Source organism: Plastoroseomonas hellenica, from assembly GCF_018129085.1.
GTDB classification, from domain to species: domain Bacteria; phylum Pseudomonadota; class Alphaproteobacteria; order Acetobacterales; family Acetobacteraceae; genus Plastoroseomonas; species Plastoroseomonas hellenica.
The window spans coordinates 48,816-71,319 of record NZ_JAAGBB010000016.1 but is presented as its reverse complement, the minus strand read 5'-3'; the positions used below and the strand labels follow the sequence as shown (position 1 = coordinate 71,319).

The following is a 22,504-nucleotide window of genomic DNA, read 5'->3' as shown; positions in this document are numbered from 1 at the left end:
AATACAGAGACGACAGTTTGCGACCTATAGCAGACAAATTCAAAAAAACTACTACTTGCAGTATCGTGATGGGGCGAGGGCCGCAGGCCCAGCGCCCCGGACCGTCGGAAAGGGGCACGACAACAACCGCGATACCCTTGAAAGGGACACCCCGCGATGACGTTCATCGGCACCCCCGCCGCCCTCCGTCACGGCGCCGGCAACAGCAACAGCCTGCTCGACACCGCTGCCTATTCCACCTTCGCGCGCTATGACACGCTCGACGTGACGCTTGAGGCCGAGAGCCGCACTCATTGGTGCCGGATGCAGCCGCTCGGCCGCCCCTGCTTCAACATGGATATTCTGCGCGACCTGTCGACCATGCAGCAGCGGCTGCGCGGCCTCTTCGCCGCCGCGGCGCCCGGCGCGGCGCCGGCGCTGTACCATGTGCTGGCCTCGCGCACTCCGGGCGTATTCAACCTGGGCGGTGACCTCGGCCATTTCGCCGAGCGCATCCGTGCCGGCGACCGCGCCACACTGCGCCGCTATGGCGAGGCCTGCATCCGCACCGTGCACGACAACGCCATCGCCTACGACCTGCCGCTGGTGACGGTCGCGTTGGTGCAGGGCGACGCGCTCGGCGGCGGCTTCGAATGCGCGCTCGCTTTCGATGTGATCGTGGCCGAGCGGCGCGCGAAGTTCGGCCTGCCGGAGATCATCTTCAACCTCTTCCCTGGCATGGGTGCCTACTCCTTCCTGGCGCGGCGCATCGGCACCGTGGCGGCGGAGAAGATGATCATGAGCGGGCGGCTCTACAGCGCCGAGGAACTGCACGCGATGGGCGTTGTCGACGTGCTGGCCGAGGATGGCGAGGGCGAGGTCGTGGTGCGCCAGTACATCGCGCAGCAGACGCGCCGGCATAACGCGCATCTGGCGATTTATCGCGCGCGGCGCCGGGCCAATCCGGTGAGCTATGAGGAGCTGTCGGACATCCTCGACATCTGGGTGGACGCGGCGCTGGCGCTGCCGGAGATGGATCTGCGCAAGATGATGCGGCTGGCGGCCGCCCAGGATCGCCGCATGGAGAGCGTGAGCGCGCCGCGGTCCTCCTTCGCGGCGTCTTGAGCACTCACCGGGAGGGGGCGCGCCGGGCGCCCCCTCGGAGGCCGGAGCCCAGACCCGGTCACGCGCTTCACGCTTTCCGCTGATGCGATCCGCGGTGGGCGATCAGCCGCTGGTCTGTGCCGGCAAGGTGCCGGCATCGGCAATCGCCCGGCGGACGCGTTCGATCTCGGCGCCGATACGCGCCACCGCCGCCGGAGCGCCGGAGCCGAACTCGCGGGATTGCAGGCGCTCGGCGCGCTGGCAGCAATCCTCGACCGCGCGCGCTCCGAGATTGGCAGCGATGCTGCGTATGGCATGCGCCGCCGATCGGAAGGCGACGACGTCGGCGGCTTCTGCTGCTCCGCCCATGGATGCCAGATGCGCCGCCGCGTCGGTGAGGAAATCCTGGGCCAGTTCCTGCACGAAATCGGCGCCGCCCAGTGCCACCAGGCTTTCGATGACGCTGGGATCCAGCGCCGGCATCGTGCTGTTGCCTGGACGCCAGCGCGGATGCTCGCTGATATCGGCAACCGCCGGCCGCGGCTCCGATGTCACCTCGGTCATCATACTGTCGATCGTCTCCAGAAGTTTGCGCGGTTCCACGGGCTTCAGCAGGAAGGCGTCGAAGCCACCCTCCCTGCAGCGGGCCTCCGCTTCCGGCGTCGCATCGGCGGTCAACGCGATGATCGGCAACTGCCGGCGCCCGAGCGTGGTGAAGCGGTGCAGCTTGACCACCTCCAGCCCGTCCATCACCGGCATGTTGAGGTCCAGGATCGCAAGATCGATGCTGCCGGCCTCGAGCATGTCGAGCGCCTGCTCGCCGTCATTGGCCAGCAGCACCCGATGGCCCGCGCGTTCGAGAATGGTGCTGAGCACGCGTCGATTCATGCGATTGTCGTCTGCCACCAGGATGGCGCGGGAGATGGCGCTGACCGGCAGCGGCCGCGCGGCTTCCTCCTGCTGCCCGGGGGCGAGGGTCGCGCCGAGCGCGCGCGACCAGGCGATGTCATCGGCATCCGGTGCCAGGCGCGTGCGGCAGATGCGCCGAAGGGCGAGGGGCGGCAGCCCCGGCATCACGTCCGGCGTCGCCAGGATCACCGGCAACCCGGCCGTCGCCTGAATGCCCGCGGGAAGACGCTGGCCGAGCACGATCAATGCGTGGCTTTCCTGCGGCATCAGGCGGCGGGAGAGGGTGGCCGCCTCCTCGACGGTCGAGCAGGGCCGTACGCGATGGCCAGCGGCCACAAGCCGGGCCTGCAAGGCCGTCCCGGCGGGATCATCGGGCTGTTGCAGCAGCAGCAGCGCGGCATTGCCGGGAACTGCCGGCTGCGGGTCCGACGCGGTGACGGTGTGCGTGAACCAGAAGGTGCTGCCCTCGCCGGTCCGGCTGCGCACGCCGATCATGCCGTCCATGGCGGTGATCAGGCGGCGGCAGATCGAGAGGCCGAGGCCGGTGCCGCCATAGCGGTGCAGGATGGTGGGATCGGCCTGGGTGAAGCTCTCGAAGATGCGTGTCTGGGCTTCGGTCGGGATGCCGATGCCGGTGTCGGACACCTCGCAACGCAGCAGCAGGCGCCCTTCATCGGTCAGCGGTTCCGCATCGAAGGCGATGACGACGCCACCGGCCTCGGTGAACTTCAGGCCGTTGCCGGCGAGGTTGAGCAGGATCGCCATCAGGTGGCGCGGATCGGATTCGATCGCCAGCGGCACCCGGGGCGTGATGTGGAAGGACAGTTCCAGCCCCTTCTCCTGGGCCTGGCCGGAGAGCAGGCGCTCCGCCTCGCTCAGCAGGTGCGGCAGCTCCACACGTTCGATCCGGGTGGCAGTGGCACCGGATTCGACGCGGGAGAAATCGAGGACGCCTTCGATCAGCGACAGCAGCGATCGCGCGGCCCCGTCCACGGTGCGCGCCATCTCGCGCTGCTCCTGGTCGAGGCGGGTGGTGCGCAGCATCGCACCCATGCCGATGATGGCGTTGAGCGGGGTGCGCAGCTCATGGCTGACGCCGGCGAGAAAGACGCTCTTGGCGCGGTTCGCCGCCTCGGCGAGGCGCGTGGCTGAGGAAAGCTTGCGGATCAGCGTGCCGGCATAGGCAGGCACGACCACGAGGCCGATCAGCAACCCGGCCGAGAGATGCGTCTGACCGTACCAGAAGGGGGTGGTGAGCATGACGGCCGCGAAGCAGCCGGCCGACATCGTCATGGCGGCATAGAGCCAGCCGAGGCCGTAGCGGAAGCCGAAGCCGAGCGTGATCCAGAGATAGAGCGGGAACAGCAGCGACATCGCCTCGCCGCCGTCATGCAACGCCAGCGACAGGATGCCGATGTCGGTGAAAAGCGCGACCGTGCGCCGTGCGGTATTGCTCCCCGGCAGCGCGCGGATATGCAGGTAGATGGCGATGCCGAGCGTCGCGTAGACCACCGAGAGGATGCGGATGGTGTCGGACGTCGCGTCCGTCAGGAAGACATAGGCGGCGATCATCGCCGAGAAGACGAGGCGGTTGAGGCCCATCTCCATCTCGGTATCGGGGCGGCCACCGAGAATGGCGCGCAACAGCCGGCGCCGCATCGGAACGGGTGTGTCCGCGGTGCTCATGCGTCCGGTGCGGCCATGTCGAGCACCAGCTCCGACAGCGCCGCGGCGCTCATCGGACGGCCGACATGATAGCCTTGCACCTCATCGCAGCCGCAGGCGGCGAGTTCGCGCACCTGCTCCTCGGTCTCGACGCCCTCGGCGGCGACTTCGAGGTGGAGGTTGTGGCCAAGCGCCACGATGGCGCCGATGATCGCCGCATCGGCACTGCCGGGGCGCAGGTTTTCGACGAAGGAGCGGTCGATCTTCAGCCGGTCGACGGGCAGGCGCCGCACATAGGACAGCGCCGAATAGCCGGTGCCGAAATCATCAATCGAGATCCGGAGGCCGAGTGAGCGCAACTGCGCGAGCGTCTCCGCCACGCCATCGGCATCGCGGATCACGGCGCTCTCGGTCAGCTCCAGGTCGAGCCGGGTGGGATCGAGGCCGCTTTCGGCGAGCACCGTCTGCACCGTGCGGACGAGGTCGGCGCCGCGGAGCTGGAGCGGCGAGATGTTGACCGCGACCCGAAGCGGCGGGGACCCCGGCATGTTCCATTGCGCCGCCTGGCGGCAGGCCTCCTGCAGCACCCAGGCGCCGAGCGGGCGGATCAGCCCGGTTTCTTCGGCGAGCGGCAGGAAATCCTTGGGCTCGAGCAGGATGCCGTCCGGCTGCTGCCAGCGGATCAGCGCCTCCACGCCGACGATCCGGCGGGTGCGCAGCGAGAGCTGCGGCTGATACAGCAGCACGAATTCGTTGCGGGCAAGGCCGGAGCGCAGATCGGTCTCGAGGATCATCAGCCGGCGGGCACTGGCGTCCATGCCGGCCTCGAAGAACCGGAAGCTGCCGCCACCATCGGCCTTGGCCTGATACATCGCGAGGTCGCCGCGGCGCAGCAGCTCGTCCGCGGAGAGGCCATCGCGCGGATAGAGCGCGATCCCGATCGAGCTGCCGACCACGACCTCCCGCCCTTCGATCAGGAAGGGGCGGGAGACTGCCTCGGCGATTCGCTCGGCCAGCGCCGCGGCTTCGTCAGGGGAGCTGACGCCGTTCTGCAGCACGGCGAATTCGTCACCGCCGAGGCGCGCGACCACGTCGCCGCTCCGCACCAGCCCGAGCAGCCGGCGGGCGATGGCGCGCAGCACGCCGTCGCCGACATGGTGGCCGAAGACGTCGTTCACGGTCTTGAAGCGGTCGAGATCGAGGAAGTGCAGCGCCATGCGCTGGTCGCCACGCCGGCTGTGCTGGCGGCCGCGTGGCAGGCGCTCGGTCAGGAAGAACCGATTGGGCAGGTCGGTCAGGCTGTCATGGTGGGCGAGGTGGTGCAGCCGCGTCTCGGCCAGCTTGCGTTCGGTGATGTCGACTGAGGAGGTCAGCACCGCCACCAGCTCGCCCGCCGCGTCGCGCAGCGGCGCCTTGGCGGTCAGGAAGACCCGCATCCTTCCGTCCCGGTCAGGGAATTCCTCTTCGTAGTTCGGCAGCGGGGCGCCGCGTTCCAGCACCATCCGATCGGCGTCGCGGGACCGGGCGCCGCGTTCGCCGAGCAGCTCCGCCATATCCTGGCCGATGATGTCGGCCGGCGCGTGGCCGAGGGCGGCGGCGAGGTTGGCATTGACGAAGACGCAGCGGCCGTCAGGCCCGGTCGCGCTGATCAGCGCGGGCAGGGTGTCGATGACCTGGGCGAGCGCCTCGCGGCTGTCGTGCAGCAGGCGCTGGCGGGAACGCTCGCTGTCGTCGAGCTCCCGCTGCAGCGCGCTCGCCTGGCGGCGCAGCATCTGGCGATGGGCGTTCAGCGCGATGAGGTTGCGGATCCGGGCGCCGAACTCCGAATGATCGACCGGGCTCAGCAGGAAATCCGTGGCGCCGGCGTCGAGCGCATCCAGCCGGAAGCGGCGGTCGTTGTAGACGGTGATGACGACGATCGGCACATCGGCGCCATGCGGCATGGCCCGGACGCGGCGGGTGAATTCAGCCCCGTCCATGCCCGGCATGCGGTAGTCGGTGATGATGACGTCGGGCTGGTTTTCCTCGAGCCAGGCGAAGGCGGCGCCGGGGTCCCCGAAGGCGGTGACGCGCACGCCCTCCGCCACCGTGGCGGCGAGCTTGGCGTAGACACGCCGGTTGATGTCCTGGTCGTCCACGATCAGGAGGGATGGAGGGTGGACGTCCAAGGCTTGGGCCTGCCCGCTGCGGTGCCGCGGTGCTGTCCGGGCGGCGGGATTGTCCGCAGCGCCGCCTTGAATTGTCAATGGTTTCGCCGCGGTGCGGCTGGCCGCTGTGCGCTGCGGCACACCCGGATCCCGAGATCTCGCCTTGAAAGGGTTCCTGATCAACAGATGGTGGTCTCCTGACGAGTTCAACCACTAGATATTGTAAGGCTCGCGGCTGTCGCCCTTGCGGGCCATCGGCAGCGATCGCATAATCCGGGCATCGGATTCGAAGGGTTCCGCCTGGCAGGGGCGGCCCTGTCGCAGGAAAGGCGCCCCCATGGCCGACGGCATGACCCCCCCGCAGGATGAGCTGCCCATCCGCTTCGATCTGCTGACCGCGAACCCTGTCTACAAGCCCTTCCGTTACCCTTGGGCTTACGACGCCTGGCTGACCCAGCAGCGGGTCCATTGGCTGCCGGAAGAGGTGCCGATGGCCGATGACGTGAAGGACTGGCAGAAGAACCTCACGGACGGCGAGCGCAACCTCCTCACCCAGATCTTCCGCTTCTTCACCCAGGCGGATGTCGAGGTGAACAACTGTTACATGAAGCATTACAGCCAGGTCTTCAAGCCGACCGAAGTGCTGATGATGCTGTCCGCCTTTTCGAACATCGAAACCATCCACATCGCGGCCTATTCGCACCTGCTCGACACCATCGGCATGCCCGAGATCGAGTATACGGCCTTCCTTAAGTACAAAGAGATGAAGGACAAGTACGACTACATGCAGGGCTTCTCGGTTGAGAACAAAACCGAGATCGCGAAGACGCTGGCTGCCTTCGGGGCCTTCACCGAGGGGCTGCAGCTCTTTGCATCCTTCGCGATCCTGATGAATTTCCCACGCTTCAACAAAATGAAGGGCATGGGCCAGATCGTGTCCTGGTCGGTGCGCGACGAGACGCTGCACTGCCTCTCCGTCATCCGGCTGTTCCGCACCTTCGTGCAGGAGAACCCGGAGATCTGGACGGAGGAGCTGAAGCGCGACCTCTATCTGATCTGCGCGACCATTGTCGACCACGAGGACGCTTTCATCGACCTCGCCTTCGAATTGGGCGGCGTGCAGGGCCTCGATGCGGGGCAGACCAAGGAATACATCCGCTTCATCGCCGATCGCCGGTTGCAGCAGCTCGGCCTGCAGCCGCTCTATCATATCGAGAAGAATCCGCTGCCGTGGCTCGACGAGATGCTGAATGCGGTGGAGCACACCAACTTCTTCGAGAATCGCGCCACCGAGTATTCGAAGGCCAGCACGGCCGGCACCTGGGAAGAGGCCTTCGCCGATCAGACCTTCGGCACGCCGCAGCCGGAGGGCGAGATCCTGGGGCAGGAGCGGCACTGAGCTGTTGGATGGCCATGGGCGGCGGCAGGCCGCCCAGCGCCTGACGGCCCCCTGAGGCGTGCTTGCGGCGTGCGGCGGGGCGGCCTATGTCCCCGGCCATGCTGCGCATCGTCCGCTATGTCGCCCTCGCCCTCCTCGTGCTGCTCGGGGGGCTTTGGGGGCTCGCCTGGATGGGGCGGGCGCCGGGCGAAGGCGTGGCGGAGGCCTTCGTGCGGCGGCTGGCCGGCATCGCCGGGGCCGATATGCCGGCACCCTCCGCCGGCGGCGTGCAGATGCCGCAGGGCATGGCCCTCGGTGGCGCCTATGCATTGACCGATCAGAGCGGGCGCGCGGTGACCGAGCGCGACTATGCCGGCGGCTTCAGCCTGATCTATTTCGGCTTCACCTTCTGCCCCGATGTCTGCCCGACCGAGCTTGGCGCCATGGCGGCGGCGGTCGACCTGCTCGGCGCGGATGCCGCCCGGGTGACGCCGATCTTCATCACGATCGACCCCGACCGGGACAGGCCGGAGCAGCTCGCGGACTATGTCGCGCGCTTCCATCCGCGCCTGGTCGGGCTCACCGGCACGACGGAGCAGGTGGCGCAGGCGGCGCGAGCCTTCCGCGTCTACTACGCCAAGGTCACGCCAGCCAATGCCACCGACTACCTGATGGACCATTCGAGCTTCATCTACCTGACCGGCCCCGACGGGCGGGTACGCAGCCTGTTCCGCCCCCAGACTTCGCCGGAGGACATGGCCAGGGCGATCCGCGGCCAGCTCGGAGGCAGGGCCGGCTGACCTGCTCCGGCGGTTGTGAAGCCGATCGCGGCGCGTGGCAGGGCGATGCAATGTATGGTTTTGTTGGACGGAAGCGTCGATGATGCCACGCCGGAATCGGCCGCGGGCGCGAAAGCGTGCGCAGGCTGAACCGCAACGGCTTGATCGCGAACGGGAATTCCCCGAAAAGGTGACGGATGGCTGAGGACGAGGTAGCCGGGGACGGCGTCGTGGCCGAAGAGCGCGGCGGGAGCTTCGCGCCCCGCCATACCAGACGCTTGTCGGACAAGATCCTGATCGCCTTTCACCACGCCTGTGACCAGGCGGACTACGAGGTCGCCGAGGATCTGCTGCGTATTCTGGAGACCATGCTCACGCGCCGCGTCGTATCACCGGATTCCAACCGACGCCGCAATATAGAGAGCCTGGTCGCCGCGCATGAGCGCCTCTGGATGCTGAAGCACCCGGAAGCGCAGGAGCGCTGATCCCGTTCGTTAGATGACGACCGGCGTGAAGGCGGCCCCGGCGGCTGCGGCGAAGAGCCATTGACGCTCCCCGCCGGCGCCAAGCGCCAGCAAGGAGGAGCAGACCGTACCGAAGCCATTGGTGGGCGGAACCGCCAGCGTTTCGGCGCGGCCGATTGCCGGGTCGTAGCTGCCGTCGCGCAGCAACGCCGTCCAGCTCTCCCAGTCGCCCCGTTCCGGCACTGGGGGCGGCACTGCGCGGAAGCGCGGCAGGTGACGCCGGGTGCGGGGGCTGCCGAGGTCATTCGGGTCATGCGCGGTAACCATGCTGATGCCTGCGGGCAGCGGCATGGCTTCGGCGCGCCCGCTGCCGGTGCCCCGGACGAACCAGGCGCTGGCGGCATCGGCGATCACGAGGTTGAACGGCCGCCAGTCACTGGCATCCAGGGTGGCGACACGTGCCGCCCCGGCCGCCGCGGATTCGGCTTCCAGGGCCAGCAGCGGCAATTCGCCGCGCGACCGCTTGCCGGCAGCCGGGCCGAGGCTGCCGGGGCGATTCAGCACCGCGGCCACCACGCCCCGTGGTGATAGCGCCTGCCAGGTTCCGCCGGCCGTGGCGTCTCGGCCGCCGACCACGCCGCGCCGGTTCGGCCAATGGGCCGCCGGCGGATCCCAGGCGCGGTCCAGACGCTCGTCACGATTGGCCGCGAGCAGCAGCGACCAGGCGTGGCCGGGGCGGCGCAGGATGACGACAGTGCACATGGATGGTCAGGCCTTCATCCCGCGATGCGCCATCCTGCACCGCGCAACCGAGGCTGACGACCGGCGGCCAGGGCGGGGCCGTCCTGCCGCAGGATCAGATCAATCCACCCAGCGCGCGCTCGATATCCCGTCGGACCAGGCGCTGGTTGCCGCGCGCCCACTCGCTGACGAAGCTTTCCTCGTCATCCGAGGACGTGATGAGCGGGGTGCAACGCCATCACCAGGACGGTGATGATGATCCCAAACGCGGCGAGAGGGGATGACCGTGGCGGCCACGCTGTATTCTAGCCGCGGAACGACGCAAAGACCTGCTTCGTCGTTGCGGGCAGGATCGGGAGAAGGTTCCGTCCGGGCGAAATCACCCGAACGGAACCTGCTCGACCGGGTCTAGTAGCGCCAGTAGGGGGCCGGCGCGTAATACACGCGCGGCGGCGGCGCATAATACACGCGCGGCGGCGGCGCATAGTAGTAGCGCGGCGGCGGCGCGTAATAGGCCCGCGGCGGGCCGTAGTAGCGCGGGCCGCCCCAGTGGCGATGGTGGTGGCGGTGCCGCCAGCCGTCAGCCTCCGCGCTGCTCGGCACCACCGCGGTGCCGACCAGGGCGAGGGCGCCGAGGCCGAGCAGGCCGCCCAGGCGCGGGAGCGAGAGGAAGCGGAACATGAGGTGACCCTCCTTCGGGGATGACGCCATGTTAATCCGAGTCCTTTGGCGAAACCTGGGCACCGACGTGGCGCCGCGGCGGCGGCTGGTCACGAAGCCGTGGGCGACTCAGGCGCGCCCGAAGACCCGCGTGAAGATGGCATCCACGCTGACGAAATCCCGCGCCGGATCCATCGCGGCGTCGAGGGCGGCGGCATCCATCAGTGCCGTGACCTCGGCATCCGCCAGCAGATTGGTGCGGAAATCCCGCGCCTCGGGCCTGCCGAGCGCCGTCCAGGTCGCCATCGCGGCTCGCTGCACCGCAGCATAGGCGGCCTCCCGGCTCATGCCGGCCTGGGTCAGCGCCAGCAGCACCTTCTGGCTGTGGACCACGCCGCCGAGGGCCTCGAGATTGGCCTGCATCCGCTCCGGATAGATGACCAGCTTCTCCATCATCCCGGTCAGCCGGGCGAGGGCGAAGTCGAGCGCGATGGTGGCATCCGGGCCGATCACTCGCTCGACGCTGGAGTGGCTGATGTCGCGCTCGTGCCAGAGCGCCACATTTTCCATCGCCGGCGTGACATAGCCGCGCACCAGGCGGGCGAGGCCGGTCAGGTTCTCGCTCAGCACCGGGTTGCGCTTGTGGGGCATGGCGCTGCTGCCCTTCTGCCCCGGATGGAAGAACTCCTCGGCCTCGCGCACTTCGCTGCGCTGCAGGTGGCGGACCTCGGTCGCCAGCCGCTCGATGCCGGAGGCGACGATGCCGAGGGTCGCGAAGAAGGCGGCATGCCGGTCGCGCGGGATGACCTGGGTCGAGACCGGCTCCACCGCGAGGCCGAGATGGCCGGCGACGAAGGCTTCGACCCGCGGATCGACGGAGGCCTGGGTGCCGACCGGGCCGGAGATGGCGCAGGTCGCGATCTCGGCCCGCGCGGCGACCAGCCGGGTGCGGTTGCGCACGAACTCCGCGTAATGGCCGGCGAGCTTGAGGCCGAACGTCGTGGGCTCGGCATGGATGCCGTGGCTGCGGCCGATGGTCGGCGTCAGCTTGTGCTCGAAGGCGCGGCGCTCGAGCTGGATCAGCAGCGCGTCGATGTCCCCGATCAACAGGTCGGCGGCGCGGGTGAGCTGCACCGCGAATGCGGTGTCCAGCACGTCGGAGCTGGTCATGCCCTGGTGCATGAAGCGCGCTTCCGGGCCGATGCCTTCGCCCATGAAGGTCAGGAAGGCGATGACGTCGTGGCGGGTGACGCGTTCGATGGCGTCGATCGCCTCGACCTCGGCCGGGCCGATCGCGGCTGCCCGGGGGCCGCCCTTCTCGCGGATCGCGCGGGCGGCTTCGGCCGGGATGGTGCCGAGCTCGGCCATCGCCTCGGCGGCGAGGGCCTCGATCTCGAACCAGATGCGGAAGCGCTCGGCCGGCGACCAGATGGCGTCCATCTGCGGACGGGAATAGCGCGGGACCATGGCGCGGGCTCCGGGAGGTTCGGCCGGGGTGTCGCGCCAAAGGCGGGCGAAAGCAAGGGCCGCCACGAAGGCGTGGTACAGTCTCCGGGCCGGTGCCAGGGATGCGCGCTGGTCGGCTTAGGGTTGCGAAAAGATTGCTTCGTGTTTATGCCGCGCGACGAAGCCGCTATCGAGGATCCGCCATCATGCCCGATTGGGTATTCCCACTACTGCAAGTGCTCTTCATCGACATCGTGCTGGCGGGCGACAACGCGATCGTCGTCGGCATGGCCGCCGCCGGCCTGCCGAAGGAGCAGCGGCGGCAGGCGATCCTCTGGGGCATCGGTGCTGCCACGATCATGCGCATCGGCTTCGCGCTGGTCACCTCCCAGTTGCTGGCGATCGTGGGGCTGCTGCTCGTGGGCGGCCTGCTGCTGCTCTGGGTCTGCTGGAAGATGTACCGCGAGCTGCGTGGGGCGGCGCATGGCGACGGCCATGAGGACCTGGAGGCTGTGGAGGCGACGGCGCCGCGCAAGACGCTGCGCCAGGCGGTGACCCAGATCCTGCTCGCCGACGTGTCCATGAGCCTCGACAACGTGCTGGCCGTTGCCGGCGCGGCCAAGGACCATCCGTATATCCTGATCATCGGCCTCGCGATCTCGGTCGTGCTGATGGGCGTGGCGGCGACGCTGATCGCCAACCTGCTGTCGAAGCACCGCTGGATCGCCTGGGTCGGCCTGCTGATCATCCTCTATGTGGCGATCGAGATGATCATCAGCGGGTCCGTCGATGTGACCAAGCAGGTGTCGGAGAACTACTTCTTCCTGGCTGTGCCGCTCGGCTTCCTGGCGGTGCCTGGCGCCTTCCCATCCTGGCTCTGGCTGGGCGCGACCCTGGCGCAGCTCGTCATCTACACCGCGCTCGTGACCGTGGTGGCCGGGCTGGTTCGGGACGCCCAGCGCGGCCGCCCTGCCGAGGCAGAGCACTGACCGGGCGCTGGCATGTACGAAACATGACGGCCGTGTAGGACGCGGCCGTCATCGTTCACCTTTGACGCTTCACCGGTTCAGGGGCCTCGCCTAGCTTCCGTCGCATCTAGGGGAAAGGTCCATCGTCCGTGCTGCGCGGCGCTTGGCCCGATGCACGGAGTTCCCGATGGAATCCTTGATGGCCTCCATGGCCGATCTTCTGACGATCATGTGGTTGAACATTGTCCTCTCCGGGGACAATGCGGTGGTGATCGGTCTGGCCGCCGCCGGGCTTCCGGCGCATCAGCGCGGCCGCGCGGTGCTGTTCGGCGTGATCGCCGCGGCGGTGCTGCGCATCATCTTCTCGATCTTCGCGACTTATCTGCTGGCGCTCTGGTGGGTGGACATCCTGGGCGGCGCGGCCCTGCTCTACATCGCCTGGACCTTCTTCAGGGAGCTTCGCGCCGGCGGCCATGACGACGGGGAAGCCGGCGAGACGTCGGAGGTTTCCGAAAAGAGCATGGGCCAGGCGCTGTGGCAGATCGTCATTGCCGATGTGTCCATGAGCCTGGACAACGTGCTGGCGGTAGCCGCCGTGGCGCGGCAAAGCTTCACGCTGCTGGTGGTGGGCCTCTCCATCTCGATCGTGATGATGGGCCTGCTCGGCAACTTCCTCGCGGGGCTGCTGACACGCTACAAGATCATCGCCTATATCGGCGTGGCGCTGATCTTCTATATCGGCATCGAACTCTTCTGGGAGGGCCTCCTGCAAGCCAACGCCCATCTTTCGCTCGGTCTGCCCGTGCCGGCGCCGCATCCCGCCGGTCATTGATGCGGGTAGCGGCAGCGTTGATCGCGGCCCTCTCGCTGGCAGCCTGCGCCACCAGCGATGAGGGCGAGTCCCTGGCGCCCGGCAGCACGGCCGGGCGACCCAGTCTGAACGAGGCGGTGGCCCGGCTGCCCGGCGAGGCCGCCGGCCTCCAGCGCGCGGGCGTGTCGCTGTACGAGCAGCGCCAGCCCGGTTTCGGTGCCGGCGTGGACTACCAGGCGCCGAGCCGCGCCGCGGTGGCGACCGTCTACCTCTATGACCGGGGAGGGGGCGCGGTGCCGTCCGACCCCGCATCGCCCCAGGTCACCCAGGAATTTGCCCGCGTCATCGCGGAGGTGAGCAGTGGCGCCCAGCGCGGCGGACGCCGGCTGGTGGAGCGCGAGCGCTTCGAGCTGCCGGTGACTGGCGGGCGCGGGCTGCACTGCGTGCTGCTGGAGGGCATCGGCGGCGCCGCCCCGGTGCTGCGCCAGGTCTGCCTGGGCGGCGGCGGCGGGCGCTTCGTGCAGAGCCAGGTGACGATGGCGGCCCGCGAGCCGCCGCCGGCCGATGCCCGTGCCTTCGCCGTCGCCGTCACCCGCGCAGCGCGGCGGCCCAGCCAGGGCAGCTAGGGCATGTAGCGGACAGAAGGCTTGGCCAGGTCTCAGCGGCCGACCGCGTAGCCCTGCATCCCGCGTGGATTGGCGCCGGCGAAGATCTGCCCGTCCGCCTCCCGCCGCACGCCGGTAAGGCGGCCTTCGGACCAGTCGCCGCCCACATCGACCTCGTGCCCGCGGGCCCGCAGCGCCTCCGTAACGGCGGGGGCATAGCGCCCTTCGAGCACGAGCTTGCCAGGCCGGGCATGGCGCGGCCAGAAGCTCGACGGCCAATGCTCGCTATGGAAGGCCGGCAGGTCGATCGCCTGCTGGATGCCGAGGCGATGGTTCACCATGCGGGCGAGCATCAAGGGCGACCACTGGTCCTGCTGCTCCCCGCCTGGGGTGCCGAAGGCCATCCAGGGCTTGCCGTCCTTCAGTGCCATGGAGGGCGAGAGGGTGGTGCGCGGGCGCTTGCCGGGCTTCAGGCCGTTCGGCAGGTCCTCGTTCAGCCAGAACATCTGCCCGCGGGTGCCGAGGCAGAAGCCGAGTCCCGGGATCGCCGGGGAGGATTGCAGCCAGCCTGCCGACGGCGTGGCACTGACCATGTTGCCCCAGCGGTCGATCACGTCGACATGGCAGGTATCGGCACCGGAGACGCCAAGGCGGGAGACGGTCGGCTCGCCGACGCCGGGGGCGCGGGTCAGCAGCTCGGCGCGGGCGGCGGCCTCATGGTCCACCCAGGGCGTGGTCCCGCCGACGCTGCCGGGGCGGAGCTCCATCGAGGCGCTGTCGGTGACCAGCTTGCGGCGTTCCGCGTTGTAGGCCTCGGAGAGCAGGGTCTCGATCGGCACATCGACGAAGTCCGGGTCGCCATAGAAGGCCTCGCGGTCCGCGAAGGCGAGCTTGGCGCATTCGACGACGGTGTGGACCAGCTCCTCGCCGACCGGGTCCATGGCCGCGAGATCGAAGCCGGCGAGCAGCGCGAGCTGCTGGAGGAAGGCCGGGCCCTGACTCCAGGGACCGCATTTCAGGGCGGTATGGCCCTTGTAGTCGTAGCGCAGCGGCGCCTCGATCGGCGCGCTCCAGCGCGCCATGTCGTCGGCGGTGAGCAGGCCTGCGTGGCGCCGGCCGGAGGCGTCCAGCGCTTCGAAACTGTGGACGAATTTCTCCACCGCCTCGGCGACGAAGCCGCGGTACCAGGCATCGCGCGCCGCATCGATCTGCCGCTCCCGGCTGCCGCCGGCCGCCTCGGCCTCGCGCAGCACGCGCTCATAGGTGTCGGCGAGGGTGGGATTAGCGTAGAGGGCGCCGGCCTTCGGGCCGCCGTCGCGCAGCCAGATCGCAGCGGAGCTCCGCCACTCGCTCTCGAAGAGCGGCTTCACGGTGGCGACGGTCGCGACCACGCGGGGCACCATATGGGCGCCGTTGCGGGCATAGCCGATCGCGAATTCCAGCACGTTGCGCAGCGGCCAGGTGCCCCAGTCGCGCAGCATCACCGTCCAGGCCTCGAAGGCACCGGGTACGACGGCCGGCAGGAAGCCGGTGCCGGGGATCAGGTCGAGGCCGAGCCCGCCCTTGATCCTGGCGACGGTCGCTGCGCCGGGCGAGGGGCCCTGGCCGCAGATGACGCGCTGCACGCCCGCTTTCGCGTCATGGAGGATGATCGGGCAGTCGCCACCCGGGCCATTCAGGTGCGGCTCCACCATCTGCAGGGTGAAGCCGGCGGCGACCGCGGCATCGAAGGCATTGCCACCGCGCTCCAGCACCGCCATCCCGACCTGGGATGCGATCCAATGGGTGGATGCGACGGCCCCGAAGGTGCCGGCGATCTCGGGACGGGTGGTGAACATGGCTGGTCCTCGCGCCGCTTGCGGGGTAACGGGTCGTGCGCTACCGCGCACGCGGTACATCAAGCGTGCGCCGCTGCGCGCGGCGTATTGGGCGCGCGCAATCGCGCGCGCGTCAATCCGGGAGTTTCCGCAGATGCTGGTCGCGGTGGTCGGACCCTCCGGGGCGGGCAAGGACACGCTGATGGACGCGGCGCGGGCGCGGCTGGCCGATGACATGCGTTTCATCTTCGCCCGGCGCGTCATCACCCGCCCCGCCGATGCCGGCGGTGAGGCGCATGAGCCGGAGACCGAGGCCGGTTTCGCGGCAAGGCTGGCGGCGGGCGGCTTCGCCCTGCACTGGCGGGCGCATGGATTGCTCTACGGCATTCCGTGCAGCATCGAGGAGGATCTGGCGGCGCAGCGCGTGGTGATCGCGAATCTCTCCCGTGGCGTGCTGGCCGAGGCCGCCATGCGGTATCCGCTCAGGGTGCTGTTGATCACCGCGCCGATCGCGCTGCGGGCGGCGCGGCTGGCAGCCCGCGGCCGGGAGGATGCGGCGGATGTCGCGGCACGCCTGTCGCGAGAGGCGCCGCTGCCGGAAGGGCTCGATGTCGCGACGGTGATGAACGACGCGACGCCTGCGGAAGGCGCCGCGCGGGTTTTGGCCGAGCTCAGCCGCGCAGCGGAAGACGCCGGGCGATAGCGAACGGCGCGCCGGGTGCCGCCTGGGTGAAGAGGCAGAGCTCGCGTACCAGGCGCGGGCGTGCCGGGAGGTCGCCCAGGAATTCGGTGACGGCGGGCTCGATCACCGCGCGTTGCACGTCTGGCAAGCGGCCGGTGAGCGTGCCGTGGAACTGGAAGTCCTCGAAGACCAAGTGATAGCCCCAGCGGCCGAGATGCGCACGCTGGCGTTCGCTCAGCCGCTCCGGGCGGCGGCGGGCGATCTCCTCCGTGGTGAGCGGCGCGCGGTGCGGCTCCAGAGCCTGCACGCAGGCAGCCGCGAAGGCGTCGAGCGCCGGGCACGGCTCGCTCTCGATCAGCGCCAGGAAGCCGCGCAGGTTCTGCACCATGAGCGGCGGCAGGGTGAATGGGGTGGTCTCCGCCGCGAGCGCCTCCGACGTCGCGACCACCTGCTCCCAGGAGGTCGCGATTCGGAACGGCGCCTTCAGCGTCGCGTGGAAGCCATAGAGGCGCGGATCGGCTGTCGCTTCGACGATGCCGGGGACCTCCGGCTGCGCAATGGCGGCACCGGTCTCCGCATCGCGGCCGAGCCAGGCGGAAGCACGGGCATGCAGCGGGTCATCGAGCTCCGGGGCCCAGTAGAGCGCGACCCGCATCAGCCGACGCGCTCGCCCGCGACCCAGACGCCGCGCAGCGCCGGCAGCGCCTCGAAGGGCCTGAGCCGCACCAGGTCAGCCCGCAGGCCGGGTGCGATGCGGCCCCGGTCCTCCATGCGCGCCATCCGTGCGGGACGGTCGGTCACCAGCGCGATCGCCTCCGGCACCGGCAGGGTGCCGCGCGCCGCGAGCCCCCAGGCGGCTTCGATCATGGAACTCGGGACATAGTCGCTGGCGAAGGCGTCGACGCGGCCGGCCTCGACCAGCTCCGCGGCATTGACGTTGCCGCTATGGCTGCCGCCGCGGACGATGTTGGGGGCGCCGGCGATCACCTCCATGCCGTTCTCCTTGGCGGCCTTCGCCGCCGCATGGGTGACCGGGAACTCGCTGATCTTGATCCCGTCGGCGAGATTCTCGGCGATCGTCGCCTCGGTGTCGTCGTCATGGCTCGCGAGCGGCAGGTCGCGATGCGCGATGCGGGCCAGCATCCAGTCGCGTTGCGGGCGACGTAGCCGGTCACGGCGCTCCAGCAACTCGCCGACGCGCTTCTCGACCTCGGCATCGGTCATCCGGGTCTGGCGGACGCGCATCGCGCGGTAACGCACCAGGTCGCGGTACTGGCCGACGCCGGGGGAGTGGTCCATCAGGCTGGCCATGACGACGCGCGGGTGGTCGGCGACGCTGTCCAGCGCCTCCGGCATGTCGAGGGCTGGGATCTCGCAGCGCAGGTGCAGGTGGTGATCGGCCTTCAGCACGCCGGCATCGGCGAGGCGGTCGAGATCGCGGACGCCGTCGCGGAAGGTCTGGCCACGCTCGGTGTCGAAGCCGAGATCGCCGAGGCAGAGAGCATCGAGCACCGTGGTGACGCCGGCGGCGATGCATTGCGCGTCATGCGCGAGATAGGCGGAGACGCCCGGCCAGCGCGCATTGGAGCGCGGCAGCACCTGCCGTTCGAGATTGTCGGTGTGCAGGTCGACGAGGCCCGGGATGAGCAGGTCGCCCTCGCAATCGATGGCGCCGGTAGCGGCGCTGGGCCCCTCCGCGATCTCCACGATGCGGCCATCCGCGATGCGCAAGCTGCCGGAGACGACCGCATCGCGGGTGACGATGCGGGCATTGGTGAGGATGGTCTCTGACATCAGGCGGCGTCCGGAATGGGCTGCACGGTGAAGAGGCGGTCGGCCACGCGATCGCGCACCTCGGCATCATGAAAGATGCCGATGATGGCGGCGCCGCGCGCTTTGGCTTCATCGATGAGGGCCACCACGATGGCACGGTTCGCGGCATCGAGGCTAGCGGTCGGCTCGTCCAGCAGCAGCACCGGGTAGTCCGCCGCGAAGCCGCGCGCGAGGTTCACGCGCTGTTGCTCGCCGCCGGAGAAGGTCGCGGGCGGCAGGGCGTGCAGGCGCTCCGGCATGTTGAGGCGGAGCAGCAGGGCACGGGCATGGGCCTCGGCCTGCCCGCGCGCCACGCCGCGCGCGACCAGCGGCTCGGCGACGATCGCCAGCGAGGAGACGCGCGGGATGACGCGCAGGAATTGCGAGACATAGCCGATGCTCTCCCGCCGCGCCTCGATCACGAGGCGGGGAGGGGCGGTGGCGAGATCCATCTCCTCGCCGCGGTGACGGATCAGGATGCGGCCCGCGCCGGCGCCATAATTGCCGTAGAGGCAACGCATCAGGGTGGATTTGCCGGCACCGGAGGGGCCGGAGAGCGCGACGCATTCGCCGGGCGCCACCGCCAGGTCGACGCCACCCAGCACCGGGATGCGGGCCGCGTTTTGCAGATGCAGGGTGAAGCTCTTGGCCAGCCCCTCGGCCTTCAGCGCCCAGCTCATGCCGCGAGCACCGAGGAGACGAGGAGTTGCGTGTAGGGGTGTTGCGGATCGTCCAGCACGCGGTCGGTCAAGCCTTCCTCCACCACGCGCCCGTGACGCATGACGACGATGCGATGGGCGAGCAGCCGTGCCGCCGCAATATCGTGCGTGACGATGACGACCGAGAGGCCGAGGTCGCGCACCAGGCCGCGCAGCATGTCGAGCAGCTTGGCCTGCACCGAGACGTCGAGGCCGCCGGTCGGTTCGTCCATGAAGACGAGGCGCGGGCGGGTGACCAGGGTGCGCGCGATCTGCAGCCGCTGCTGCATGCCGCCCGAGAAGGTGCGGGGCAGGGCGTCGATGCGCGCCGGATCAATCTCGACGCGGGAGAGCCAGGCGAGGGCTTCGGCGCGGATATCGCCATAGTGACGGGCGCCATTGGCCATCAGCCGTTCACCGATATTGCCGCCGGCGGAGATCGCCATGCGCAGCCCGTCGCGCGGGTTCTGGTGGACGAAGCCCCAGTCGCTGCGCGAGAGGCGGCGCAGCGCCGCCTCGCTGAGGCTCCGGATATCGGCGCCATCATAGCGCACGGTACCGGCCTCGGCCGCCTGCTGGCCGGAAAGCACGCGCAGCAGCGTCGACTTGCCGGAGCCGGACTCGCCGACGATCGCCAGCACCTCCCCGGGCCAGACATCGATCGCGACGTCGTCCAGCGCACGGATGGCGCCGAAGCGGAGCGAGAGGCCGGATGCTTCGAGCAGCGGGGTCATGCCGCCTTCTCCCGCCGGGACTGGCAGTAATCGGTATCGGAGCAGACGAAGACGCGACCGCCCCGATCGTCGGTCACCACCTCGTCCAGATAGGAGCTGGTGCTGCCGCAGAGGGTGCAGGCATGCGGCGCGCGGATGGCGCGGAAGGGGTGGTCGTCGAAGTCGAGGCTCTTGACCGGCGTATAGGGCGGCACCGCGTAGATGCGCTTCTCGCGCCCGGCGCCGAAGAGCTGCAGTGCCGGCATGCGGTCCATCTTCGGATTGTCGAAGGCCGGGATCGGGGAGGGTGACATCAGGTAGCGCGCATTCACCATCACCGGGTAGTTGTAGGCGGTGCCGATGCGGCCGAGCCGCGCGATATCCTCATAGAGCCTGACCTGCATCAGCCCGTACTCTGCGAGCGCATGCATGCGGCGCGTCTCGGCGACGCGCGGCTCCAGCCGGAACAGCGGCTCCGGCATCGGCACCTGGTAGACCAGGATCTGGTCCTCGCGCAGTGCCCGCTCCGGGATGCGGTGGCGGGTCTGGATAATGCTCGCCTCCGCCGTGTGCTCGGTGGTGGCGACGCCGGCGACGCGGGCGAAGAAGCGGCGGATGGAGATGGCGTTGGTGGTGTCGTCGGCGCCCTGGTCGATGACCTTCAGCGTATCGTTGGGCCCGATGATGCTCGCCGTTACCTGGATGCCGCCGGTGCCCCAGCCATAGGGCAGCGGCATCTCCCGCGCGCCGAAGGGGATCTGGTGGCCGGGGATGGCCACGGCCTTCAGGATGGCGCGGCGGATCATCCGCTTCGTCGCCTCGTCCAGATAGGCGAAGTTGTATCCCTGTTCCATCACTCGGCGGCCTGCTTCAGCGCGCCCATCGCATCTGCGCGCATGGCGCGGATATTCTCGAGCTCGCTCTGGAAATCGACGTAGTGCGGCAGCTTCAGGTGCTCGACGAAGCCCGTCGCCTCCACATTATCGGAATGGTAGAGAACGAATTCGGCATCCTGCGCCGGCGCGGTGACCTCCTCGCCGAGCTCCTCGGCGCGGAGCGCCCGGTCGACGAGCGCCATCGCCATCGCCTTGCGCTCGCCATGACCGAAGACCAGGCCGTAGCCGCGGGTGAATTGCGGCGGCTCGGTCAGGCTGCCCTTGAACTGGTTCACCATCTGGCATTCGGTGACGTCGATCTCGCCGATCGCGATGGGGAAGCCGAGCTCGGGCGGGGTGAACTCCACCGTCACGCGACCCTGGCGGATCTCGCCGACGAAGGGATGCGCATTGCCGTAGCCGCGCTGCGTGGAATAGCCGAGGCCGAGCAAGAAGCCCTCGTCGCCGCGCGCCAGGTTCTGCAGCCGGGCGCTGCGGTCGGCGGGGAAGGTGAGCGGGTCGCGGGTCAGGTCTGTAGGCTCGGCTTCCCCTTGTGGCTCGCGCTGCATCAGACCTTCGCGCGCCAGCAGCTCGGCGACGCGGGGCACCACCGCGGTATCGGCCTCGCGCTCCGGCACCGTGGCCGGCGGCGCGCCTTCGGCGGCGAGCGCGAAGTCGAGCAGGCGATGCGTATAGTCGAAGGTCGGCCCCAGCACCTGGCCGCCAGGCAGGTCCTTGTAGGTGGCGCTGATGCGCCGTGCGATGCGCATGCCGCCGGTGTCGAGTGGTTCGGCAGCGCCGAAACGCGCCAGCGTGGTGCGATAGGCGCGCAGCAGGAAGGCGGCCTCGATCGCATCGCCCCGCGCCTGTTTCAGCGCCAGCGCGGCGAGACCGCGGTCATAGCAGCTCCCTTCCGCCATCACGCGATCGACCGCCAGCGTCATCTGCTGCGCGATCTGATCGAGGGTGAGCTCCGGCAGGGCCGGATCACCACGCCGCTCGGCGGCGAGCCAGCCATGCGCGGCGTCGATCGCCGCCTCGCCGCCTTTGACCGCGACATACATGGCTCAGCCCTCCTCGATCTGGACGGTGCGCGGCAGCGCCGCAAGGCGCGTGCCGGCGCAGAGAATCACATCGACGCCGCAGGGGAAGAGCGGGCGCTGCGCCCGCCATTGCGCGAGAAAATCCGTCGGTGCGCCGATGACGTGCAGATGATGCGCATGCTCGATGCCGGGGCCGGTGAGGCGCCAGCCGCTGCCGAGCTTGTCAGCGTACGCGGCCGATTCAGACCTCCGGGCCTCCGGCCCTCCGTCCATCGGGCGCTCCAGCGCCTGGACCTGCAGGATCAGGGTGGCGGCGAACTGCGGCTCCTCCTCGGAGCCGGGGTCGAGCGCATCGAGGGCCGGCGCTGCGCCGGTTGCCAGCACGAAGCGGGCCGCGAGCGGCGTGGACGCGATGGGGCATCCGGCATGGAAGCCGAGCCAGGCGACGACACGGTCACCGGCATCGCTCCAGACCGGCGTGTCGGCATCGGCGAGGGTCAGCAGCACGGCGGCGGCGGCCGGCATCAACGGCACCGGTGCTTCGGGCAGGCGGTCGATGGCGACGATGCGGCCGGGGCGGCTCATCGCCTCCAGCACGGCGCGAAAGGCGGATTGCGCATCGAGGACGGGGTCCGCGAAGCCGGGAAGCAGGTCGTTCATCGCATCGTCGCCATGGCCAGGAAATCGACCCGCGTCGCGGCGGCGCGGCGCGCGTGCTCGGCGGCACGGGCGGCCTGGGCCGCGGCCAGCGGCGCGATCACCGCTTCGTGCAGCGCGTCGTGCCGTGCCGGATCCTGCAGCAGCGCGTCGAGCAGCGCCGCGAGCTCCGCCTGGCGCGCGTCGCGGCCGGCGACATAGGCGTGGCCGACGAGCCCGTCCTCGGTGCGGAGCGTGCAGCGGGTGATGGTCATCTCGCCGAGGTTGAAGGCGGCGCCATCGCCGCCGGCGCGGCCGCGCAGCATGACGAGGCCGGTCTCCGGTCCGCGCAGGCGGCGATACCCGGGCAAGGCATGCCCGGCCAGGCGGTCCTCGATGGCATCGGCGCCGGCATGCGCCAGTACGCCCATCCATCGCCGTCTCGCTTCGGGTTCGGATCGTTGCGCCGTCTGCGGCATCGCCTGCTGTCCTGACTAAACGTCTAGACGACTAGAGGCCTGACAGGCTATCGGTCAAGTCCTCGGTTGCCACGAAGCGGACTGTCCATGGTT

Annotated in this window: 21 protein-coding genes and 1 pseudogene; 8 read left to right on the top strand and 14 right to left on the bottom strand. The window is 69.5% G+C overall.

Annotated features, from left to right (window positions below; all coding sequences use genetic code 11):
* The first annotated feature begins 156 nt into the window (after positions 1-156).
* A complete protein-coding gene (locus tag GXW71_RS14730; RefSeq protein WP_211853287.1) occupies positions 157-1,104 on the top strand; it encodes a crotonase/enoyl-CoA hydratase family protein in 948 nt (315 codons plus the stop codon).
* A gap of 102 nt (positions 1,105-1,206) precedes the next feature.
* Here the strand turns inward: GXW71_RS14730 and GXW71_RS14725 are convergent, their stop codons facing one another.
* Both GXW71_RS14725 and GXW71_RS14720 read right to left on the bottom strand, forming a co-directional pair.
* Entirely contained in the window at positions 1,207-3,678 is a 2,472-nt protein-coding gene (locus GXW71_RS14725; protein ID WP_211853286.1) for a hybrid sensor histidine kinase/response regulator, read from the bottom strand.
* On the bottom strand, positions 3,675-5,825 hold the full coding sequence (locus tag GXW71_RS14720; protein ID WP_211853285.1) for a putative bifunctional diguanylate cyclase/phosphodiesterase: 2,151 nt from the start codon (positions 5,823-5,825) through the stop codon (positions 3,675-3,677). The genes GXW71_RS14725 and GXW71_RS14720 overlap by 4 nt, the downstream gene beginning before the upstream one ends.
* Before the next feature lie 316 nt (positions 5,826-6,141).
* On the opposite strand from GXW71_RS14720, the gene GXW71_RS14715 reads away from it, so the two are divergent.
* The 3 genes from GXW71_RS14715 (at position 6,142) to GXW71_RS14705 (ending at position 8,446) form a co-directional block, all read left to right on the top strand.
* Positions 6,142-7,203, top strand: a complete 1,062-nt coding sequence (locus GXW71_RS14715; RefSeq protein WP_211853284.1) for a ribonucleotide-diphosphate reductase subunit beta — start codon at positions 6,142-6,144, stop codon at positions 7,201-7,203.
* 86 nt (positions 7,204-7,289) lie between these two features.
* Positions 7,290-7,982 carry an SCO family protein gene (locus GXW71_RS14710; RefSeq protein ID WP_246526580.1) on the top strand — a complete coding sequence of 231 codons (693 nt, stop codon included), beginning with the start codon at positions 7,290-7,292 and terminating at the stop codon, positions 7,980-7,982.
* Positions 7,983-8,158: 176 nt separating this feature from the next.
* Entirely contained in the window at positions 8,159-8,446 is a 288-nt protein-coding gene (locus GXW71_RS14705) for a hypothetical protein (protein ID WP_211853283.1), read from the top strand.
* A gap of 9 nt (positions 8,447-8,455) precedes the next feature.
* On the opposite strand, the gene GXW71_RS14700 is transcribed toward GXW71_RS14705, so the two are convergent.
* From GXW71_RS14700 to purB, 3 genes are all read right to left on the bottom strand, one after another.
* Positions 8,456-9,187 carry an NRDE family protein gene (locus GXW71_RS14700; RefSeq protein WP_211853282.1) on the bottom strand — a complete coding sequence of 244 codons (732 nt, stop codon included), beginning with the start codon at positions 9,185-9,187 and terminating at the stop codon, positions 8,456-8,458.
* A gap of 387 nt (positions 9,188-9,574) precedes the next feature.
* Positions 9,575-9,847, bottom strand: a complete 273-nt coding sequence (locus GXW71_RS14695; protein ID WP_211853281.1) for a hypothetical protein — start codon at positions 9,845-9,847, stop codon at positions 9,575-9,577.
* Positions 9,848-9,955: 108 nt separating this feature from the next.
* The gene (gene purB, locus GXW71_RS14690) at positions 9,956-11,293 is read right to left on the bottom strand and encodes an adenylosuccinate lyase (RefSeq protein ID WP_211853280.1); all 1,338 of its coding nucleotides are present in this window, start codon (positions 11,291-11,293) and stop codon (positions 9,956-9,958) included.
* Between the two features lie 185 nt (positions 11,294-11,478).
* Between purB and GXW71_RS14685 the strand changes: the two are divergent.
* From GXW71_RS14685 to GXW71_RS14675, 3 genes and pseudogenes are all read left to right on the top strand, one after another.
* A pseudogene (locus tag GXW71_RS14685) lies at positions 11,479-12,078 on the top strand (TerC family protein); the annotation flags it as partial.
* A 349-nt stretch (positions 12,079-12,427) separates the two neighbouring features.
* Positions 12,428-13,072 carry a TerC family protein gene (locus tag GXW71_RS14680; protein WP_211853278.1) on the top strand — a complete coding sequence of 215 codons (645 nt, stop codon included), beginning with the start codon at positions 12,428-12,430 and terminating at the stop codon, positions 13,070-13,072.
* Positions 13,072-13,677: a hypothetical protein gene (locus GXW71_RS14675; RefSeq protein ID WP_211853277.1), complete on the top strand. Its 606-nt coding sequence runs from the start codon at positions 13,072-13,074 to the stop codon at positions 13,675-13,677. Before GXW71_RS14680 ends, GXW71_RS14675 begins: the two co-directional genes overlap by 1 nt.
* A gap of 32 nt (positions 13,678-13,709) precedes the next feature.
* On the opposite strand, the gene GXW71_RS14670 is transcribed toward GXW71_RS14675, so the two are convergent.
* On the bottom strand, positions 13,710-15,494 hold the full coding sequence (locus GXW71_RS14670; protein WP_211853276.1) for a gamma-glutamyltransferase family protein: 1,785 nt from the start codon (positions 15,492-15,494) through the stop codon (positions 13,710-13,712).
* 133 nt (positions 15,495-15,627) lie between these two features.
* Here GXW71_RS14670 and phnN point away from each other — a divergent pair, with 133 nt between their 5' ends.
* A complete protein-coding gene (phnN, locus tag GXW71_RS14665; protein ID WP_211853275.1) occupies positions 15,628-16,176 on the top strand; it encodes a phosphonate metabolism protein/1,5-bisphosphokinase (PRPP-forming) PhnN in 549 nt (182 codons plus the stop codon).
* Here the strand turns inward: phnN and GXW71_RS14660 are convergent.
* Genes GXW71_RS14660 through phnG form a run of 8 tightly spaced genes read right to left on the bottom strand, consistent with a single transcriptional unit; the run spans position 16,145 to position 22,411 of the window.
* The gene (locus tag GXW71_RS14660; RefSeq protein WP_211853274.1) at positions 16,145-16,810 is read right to left on the bottom strand and encodes a DUF1045 domain-containing protein; all 666 of its coding nucleotides are present in this window, start codon (positions 16,808-16,810) and stop codon (positions 16,145-16,147) included. The two genes, phnN and GXW71_RS14660, sit on opposite strands and share 32 nt — an antisense overlap.
* Positions 16,810-17,949, bottom strand: coding sequence for an alpha-D-ribose 1-methylphosphonate 5-triphosphate diphosphatase (locus tag GXW71_RS14655; RefSeq protein ID WP_211853273.1), 1,140 nt, complete (start codon positions 17,947-17,949; stop codon positions 16,810-16,812). Before GXW71_RS14655 ends, GXW71_RS14660 begins: the two co-directional genes overlap by 1 nt.
* Positions 17,949-18,647: a phosphonate C-P lyase system protein PhnL gene (phnL, locus tag GXW71_RS14650; protein ID WP_211853272.1), complete on the bottom strand. Its 699-nt coding sequence runs from the start codon at positions 18,645-18,647 to the stop codon at positions 17,949-17,951. The genes GXW71_RS14655 and phnL overlap by 1 nt, the downstream gene beginning before the upstream one ends.
* The gene (phnK, locus tag GXW71_RS14645) at positions 18,644-19,399 is read right to left on the bottom strand and encodes a phosphonate C-P lyase system protein PhnK (protein WP_211853271.1); all 756 of its coding nucleotides are present in this window, start codon (positions 19,397-19,399) and stop codon (positions 18,644-18,646) included. The genes phnL and phnK overlap by 4 nt, the downstream gene beginning before the upstream one ends.
* Positions 19,396-20,232 carry an alpha-D-ribose 1-methylphosphonate 5-phosphate C-P-lyase PhnJ gene (locus GXW71_RS14640; RefSeq protein WP_211853270.1) on the bottom strand — a complete coding sequence of 279 codons (837 nt, stop codon included), beginning with the start codon at positions 20,230-20,232 and terminating at the stop codon, positions 19,396-19,398. The genes phnK and GXW71_RS14640 overlap by 4 nt, the downstream gene beginning before the upstream one ends.
* Complete coding sequence (locus GXW71_RS14635; protein ID WP_211853269.1) at positions 20,232-21,317, bottom strand: carbon-phosphorus lyase complex subunit PhnI; 1,086 nt, start codon at positions 21,315-21,317, stop codon at positions 20,232-20,234. The genes GXW71_RS14640 and GXW71_RS14635 overlap by 1 nt, the downstream gene beginning before the upstream one ends.
* Before the next feature lie 3 nt (positions 21,318-21,320).
* On the bottom strand, positions 21,321-21,956 hold the full coding sequence (gene phnH, locus GXW71_RS14630; protein WP_211853268.1) for a phosphonate C-P lyase system protein PhnH: 636 nt from the start codon (positions 21,954-21,956) through the stop codon (positions 21,321-21,323).
* A complete protein-coding gene (phnG, locus tag GXW71_RS14625) occupies positions 21,953-22,411 on the bottom strand; it encodes a phosphonate C-P lyase system protein PhnG (RefSeq protein ID WP_281417370.1) in 459 nt (152 codons plus the stop codon). Before phnG ends, phnH begins: the two co-directional genes overlap by 4 nt.
* Between the last annotated feature and the right edge of the window lie 93 nt (positions 22,412-22,504).

Coding starts and splice junctions, on each gene's coding strand:
- GXW71_RS14710 (WP_246526580.1), top strand. CDS start 7,290: ATGTCCCCGGCCATGCTGCGCATCGTCCGCTATGTCGCCCTCGCCCTC.
- GXW71_RS14725 (WP_211853286.1), bottom strand. CDS start 3,678: ATGAGCACCGCGGACACACCCGTTCCGATGCGGCGCCGGCTGTTGCGC.
- GXW71_RS14695 (WP_211853281.1), bottom strand. CDS start 9,847: ATGTTCCGCTTCCTCTCGCTCCCGCGCCTGGGCGGCCTGCTCGGCCTC.
- GXW71_RS14640 (WP_211853270.1), bottom strand. CDS start 20,232: ATGGAACAGGGATACAACTTCGCCTATCTGGACGAGGCGACGAAGCGG.
- GXW71_RS14680 (WP_211853278.1), top strand. CDS start 12,428: ATGGAATCCTTGATGGCCTCCATGGCCGATCTTCTGACGATCATGTGG.
- GXW71_RS14635 (WP_211853269.1), bottom strand. CDS start 21,317: ATGTATGTCGCGGTCAAAGGCGGCGAGGCGGCGATCGACGCCGCGCAT.
- GXW71_RS14705 (WP_211853283.1), top strand. CDS start 8,159: ATGGCTGAGGACGAGGTAGCCGGGGACGGCGTCGTGGCCGAAGAGCGC.
- phnL (WP_211853272.1), bottom strand. CDS start 18,647: ATGAGCTGGGCGCTGAAGGCCGAGGGGCTGGCCAAGAGCTTCACCCTG.
- GXW71_RS14675 (WP_211853277.1), top strand. CDS start 13,072: ATGCGGGTAGCGGCAGCGTTGATCGCGGCCCTCTCGCTGGCAGCCTGC.
- GXW71_RS14730 (WP_211853287.1), top strand. CDS start 157: ATGACGTTCATCGGCACCCCCGCCGCCCTCCGTCACGGCGCCGGCAAC.
- phnG (WP_281417370.1), bottom strand. CDS start 22,411: ATGCCGCAGACGGCGCAACGATCCGAACCCGAAGCGAGACGGCGATGG.
- GXW71_RS14655 (WP_211853273.1), bottom strand. CDS start 17,949: ATGTCAGAGACCATCCTCACCAATGCCCGCATCGTCACCCGCGATGCG.
- phnK (WP_211853271.1), bottom strand. CDS start 19,399: ATGACCCCGCTGCTCGAAGCATCCGGCCTCTCGCTCCGCTTCGGCGCC.
- phnN (WP_211853275.1), top strand. CDS start 15,628: ATGCTGGTCGCGGTGGTCGGACCCTCCGGGGCGGGCAAGGACACGCTG.
- GXW71_RS14700 (WP_211853282.1), bottom strand. CDS start 9,187: ATGTGCACTGTCGTCATCCTGCGCCGCCCCGGCCACGCCTGGTCGCTG.
- purB (WP_211853280.1), bottom strand. CDS start 11,293: ATGGTCCCGCGCTATTCCCGTCCGCAGATGGACGCCATCTGGTCGCCG.
- GXW71_RS14715 (WP_211853284.1), top strand. CDS start 6,142: ATGGCCGACGGCATGACCCCCCCGCAGGATGAGCTGCCCATCCGCTTC.
- GXW71_RS14670 (WP_211853276.1), bottom strand. CDS start 15,494: ATGTTCACCACCCGTCCCGAGATCGCCGGCACCTTCGGGGCCGTCGCA.
- phnH (WP_211853268.1), bottom strand. CDS start 21,956: ATGAACGACCTGCTTCCCGGCTTCGCGGACCCCGTCCTCGATGCGCAA.
- GXW71_RS14660 (WP_211853274.1), bottom strand. CDS start 16,810: ATGCGGGTCGCGCTCTACTGGGCCCCGGAGCTCGATGACCCGCTGCAT.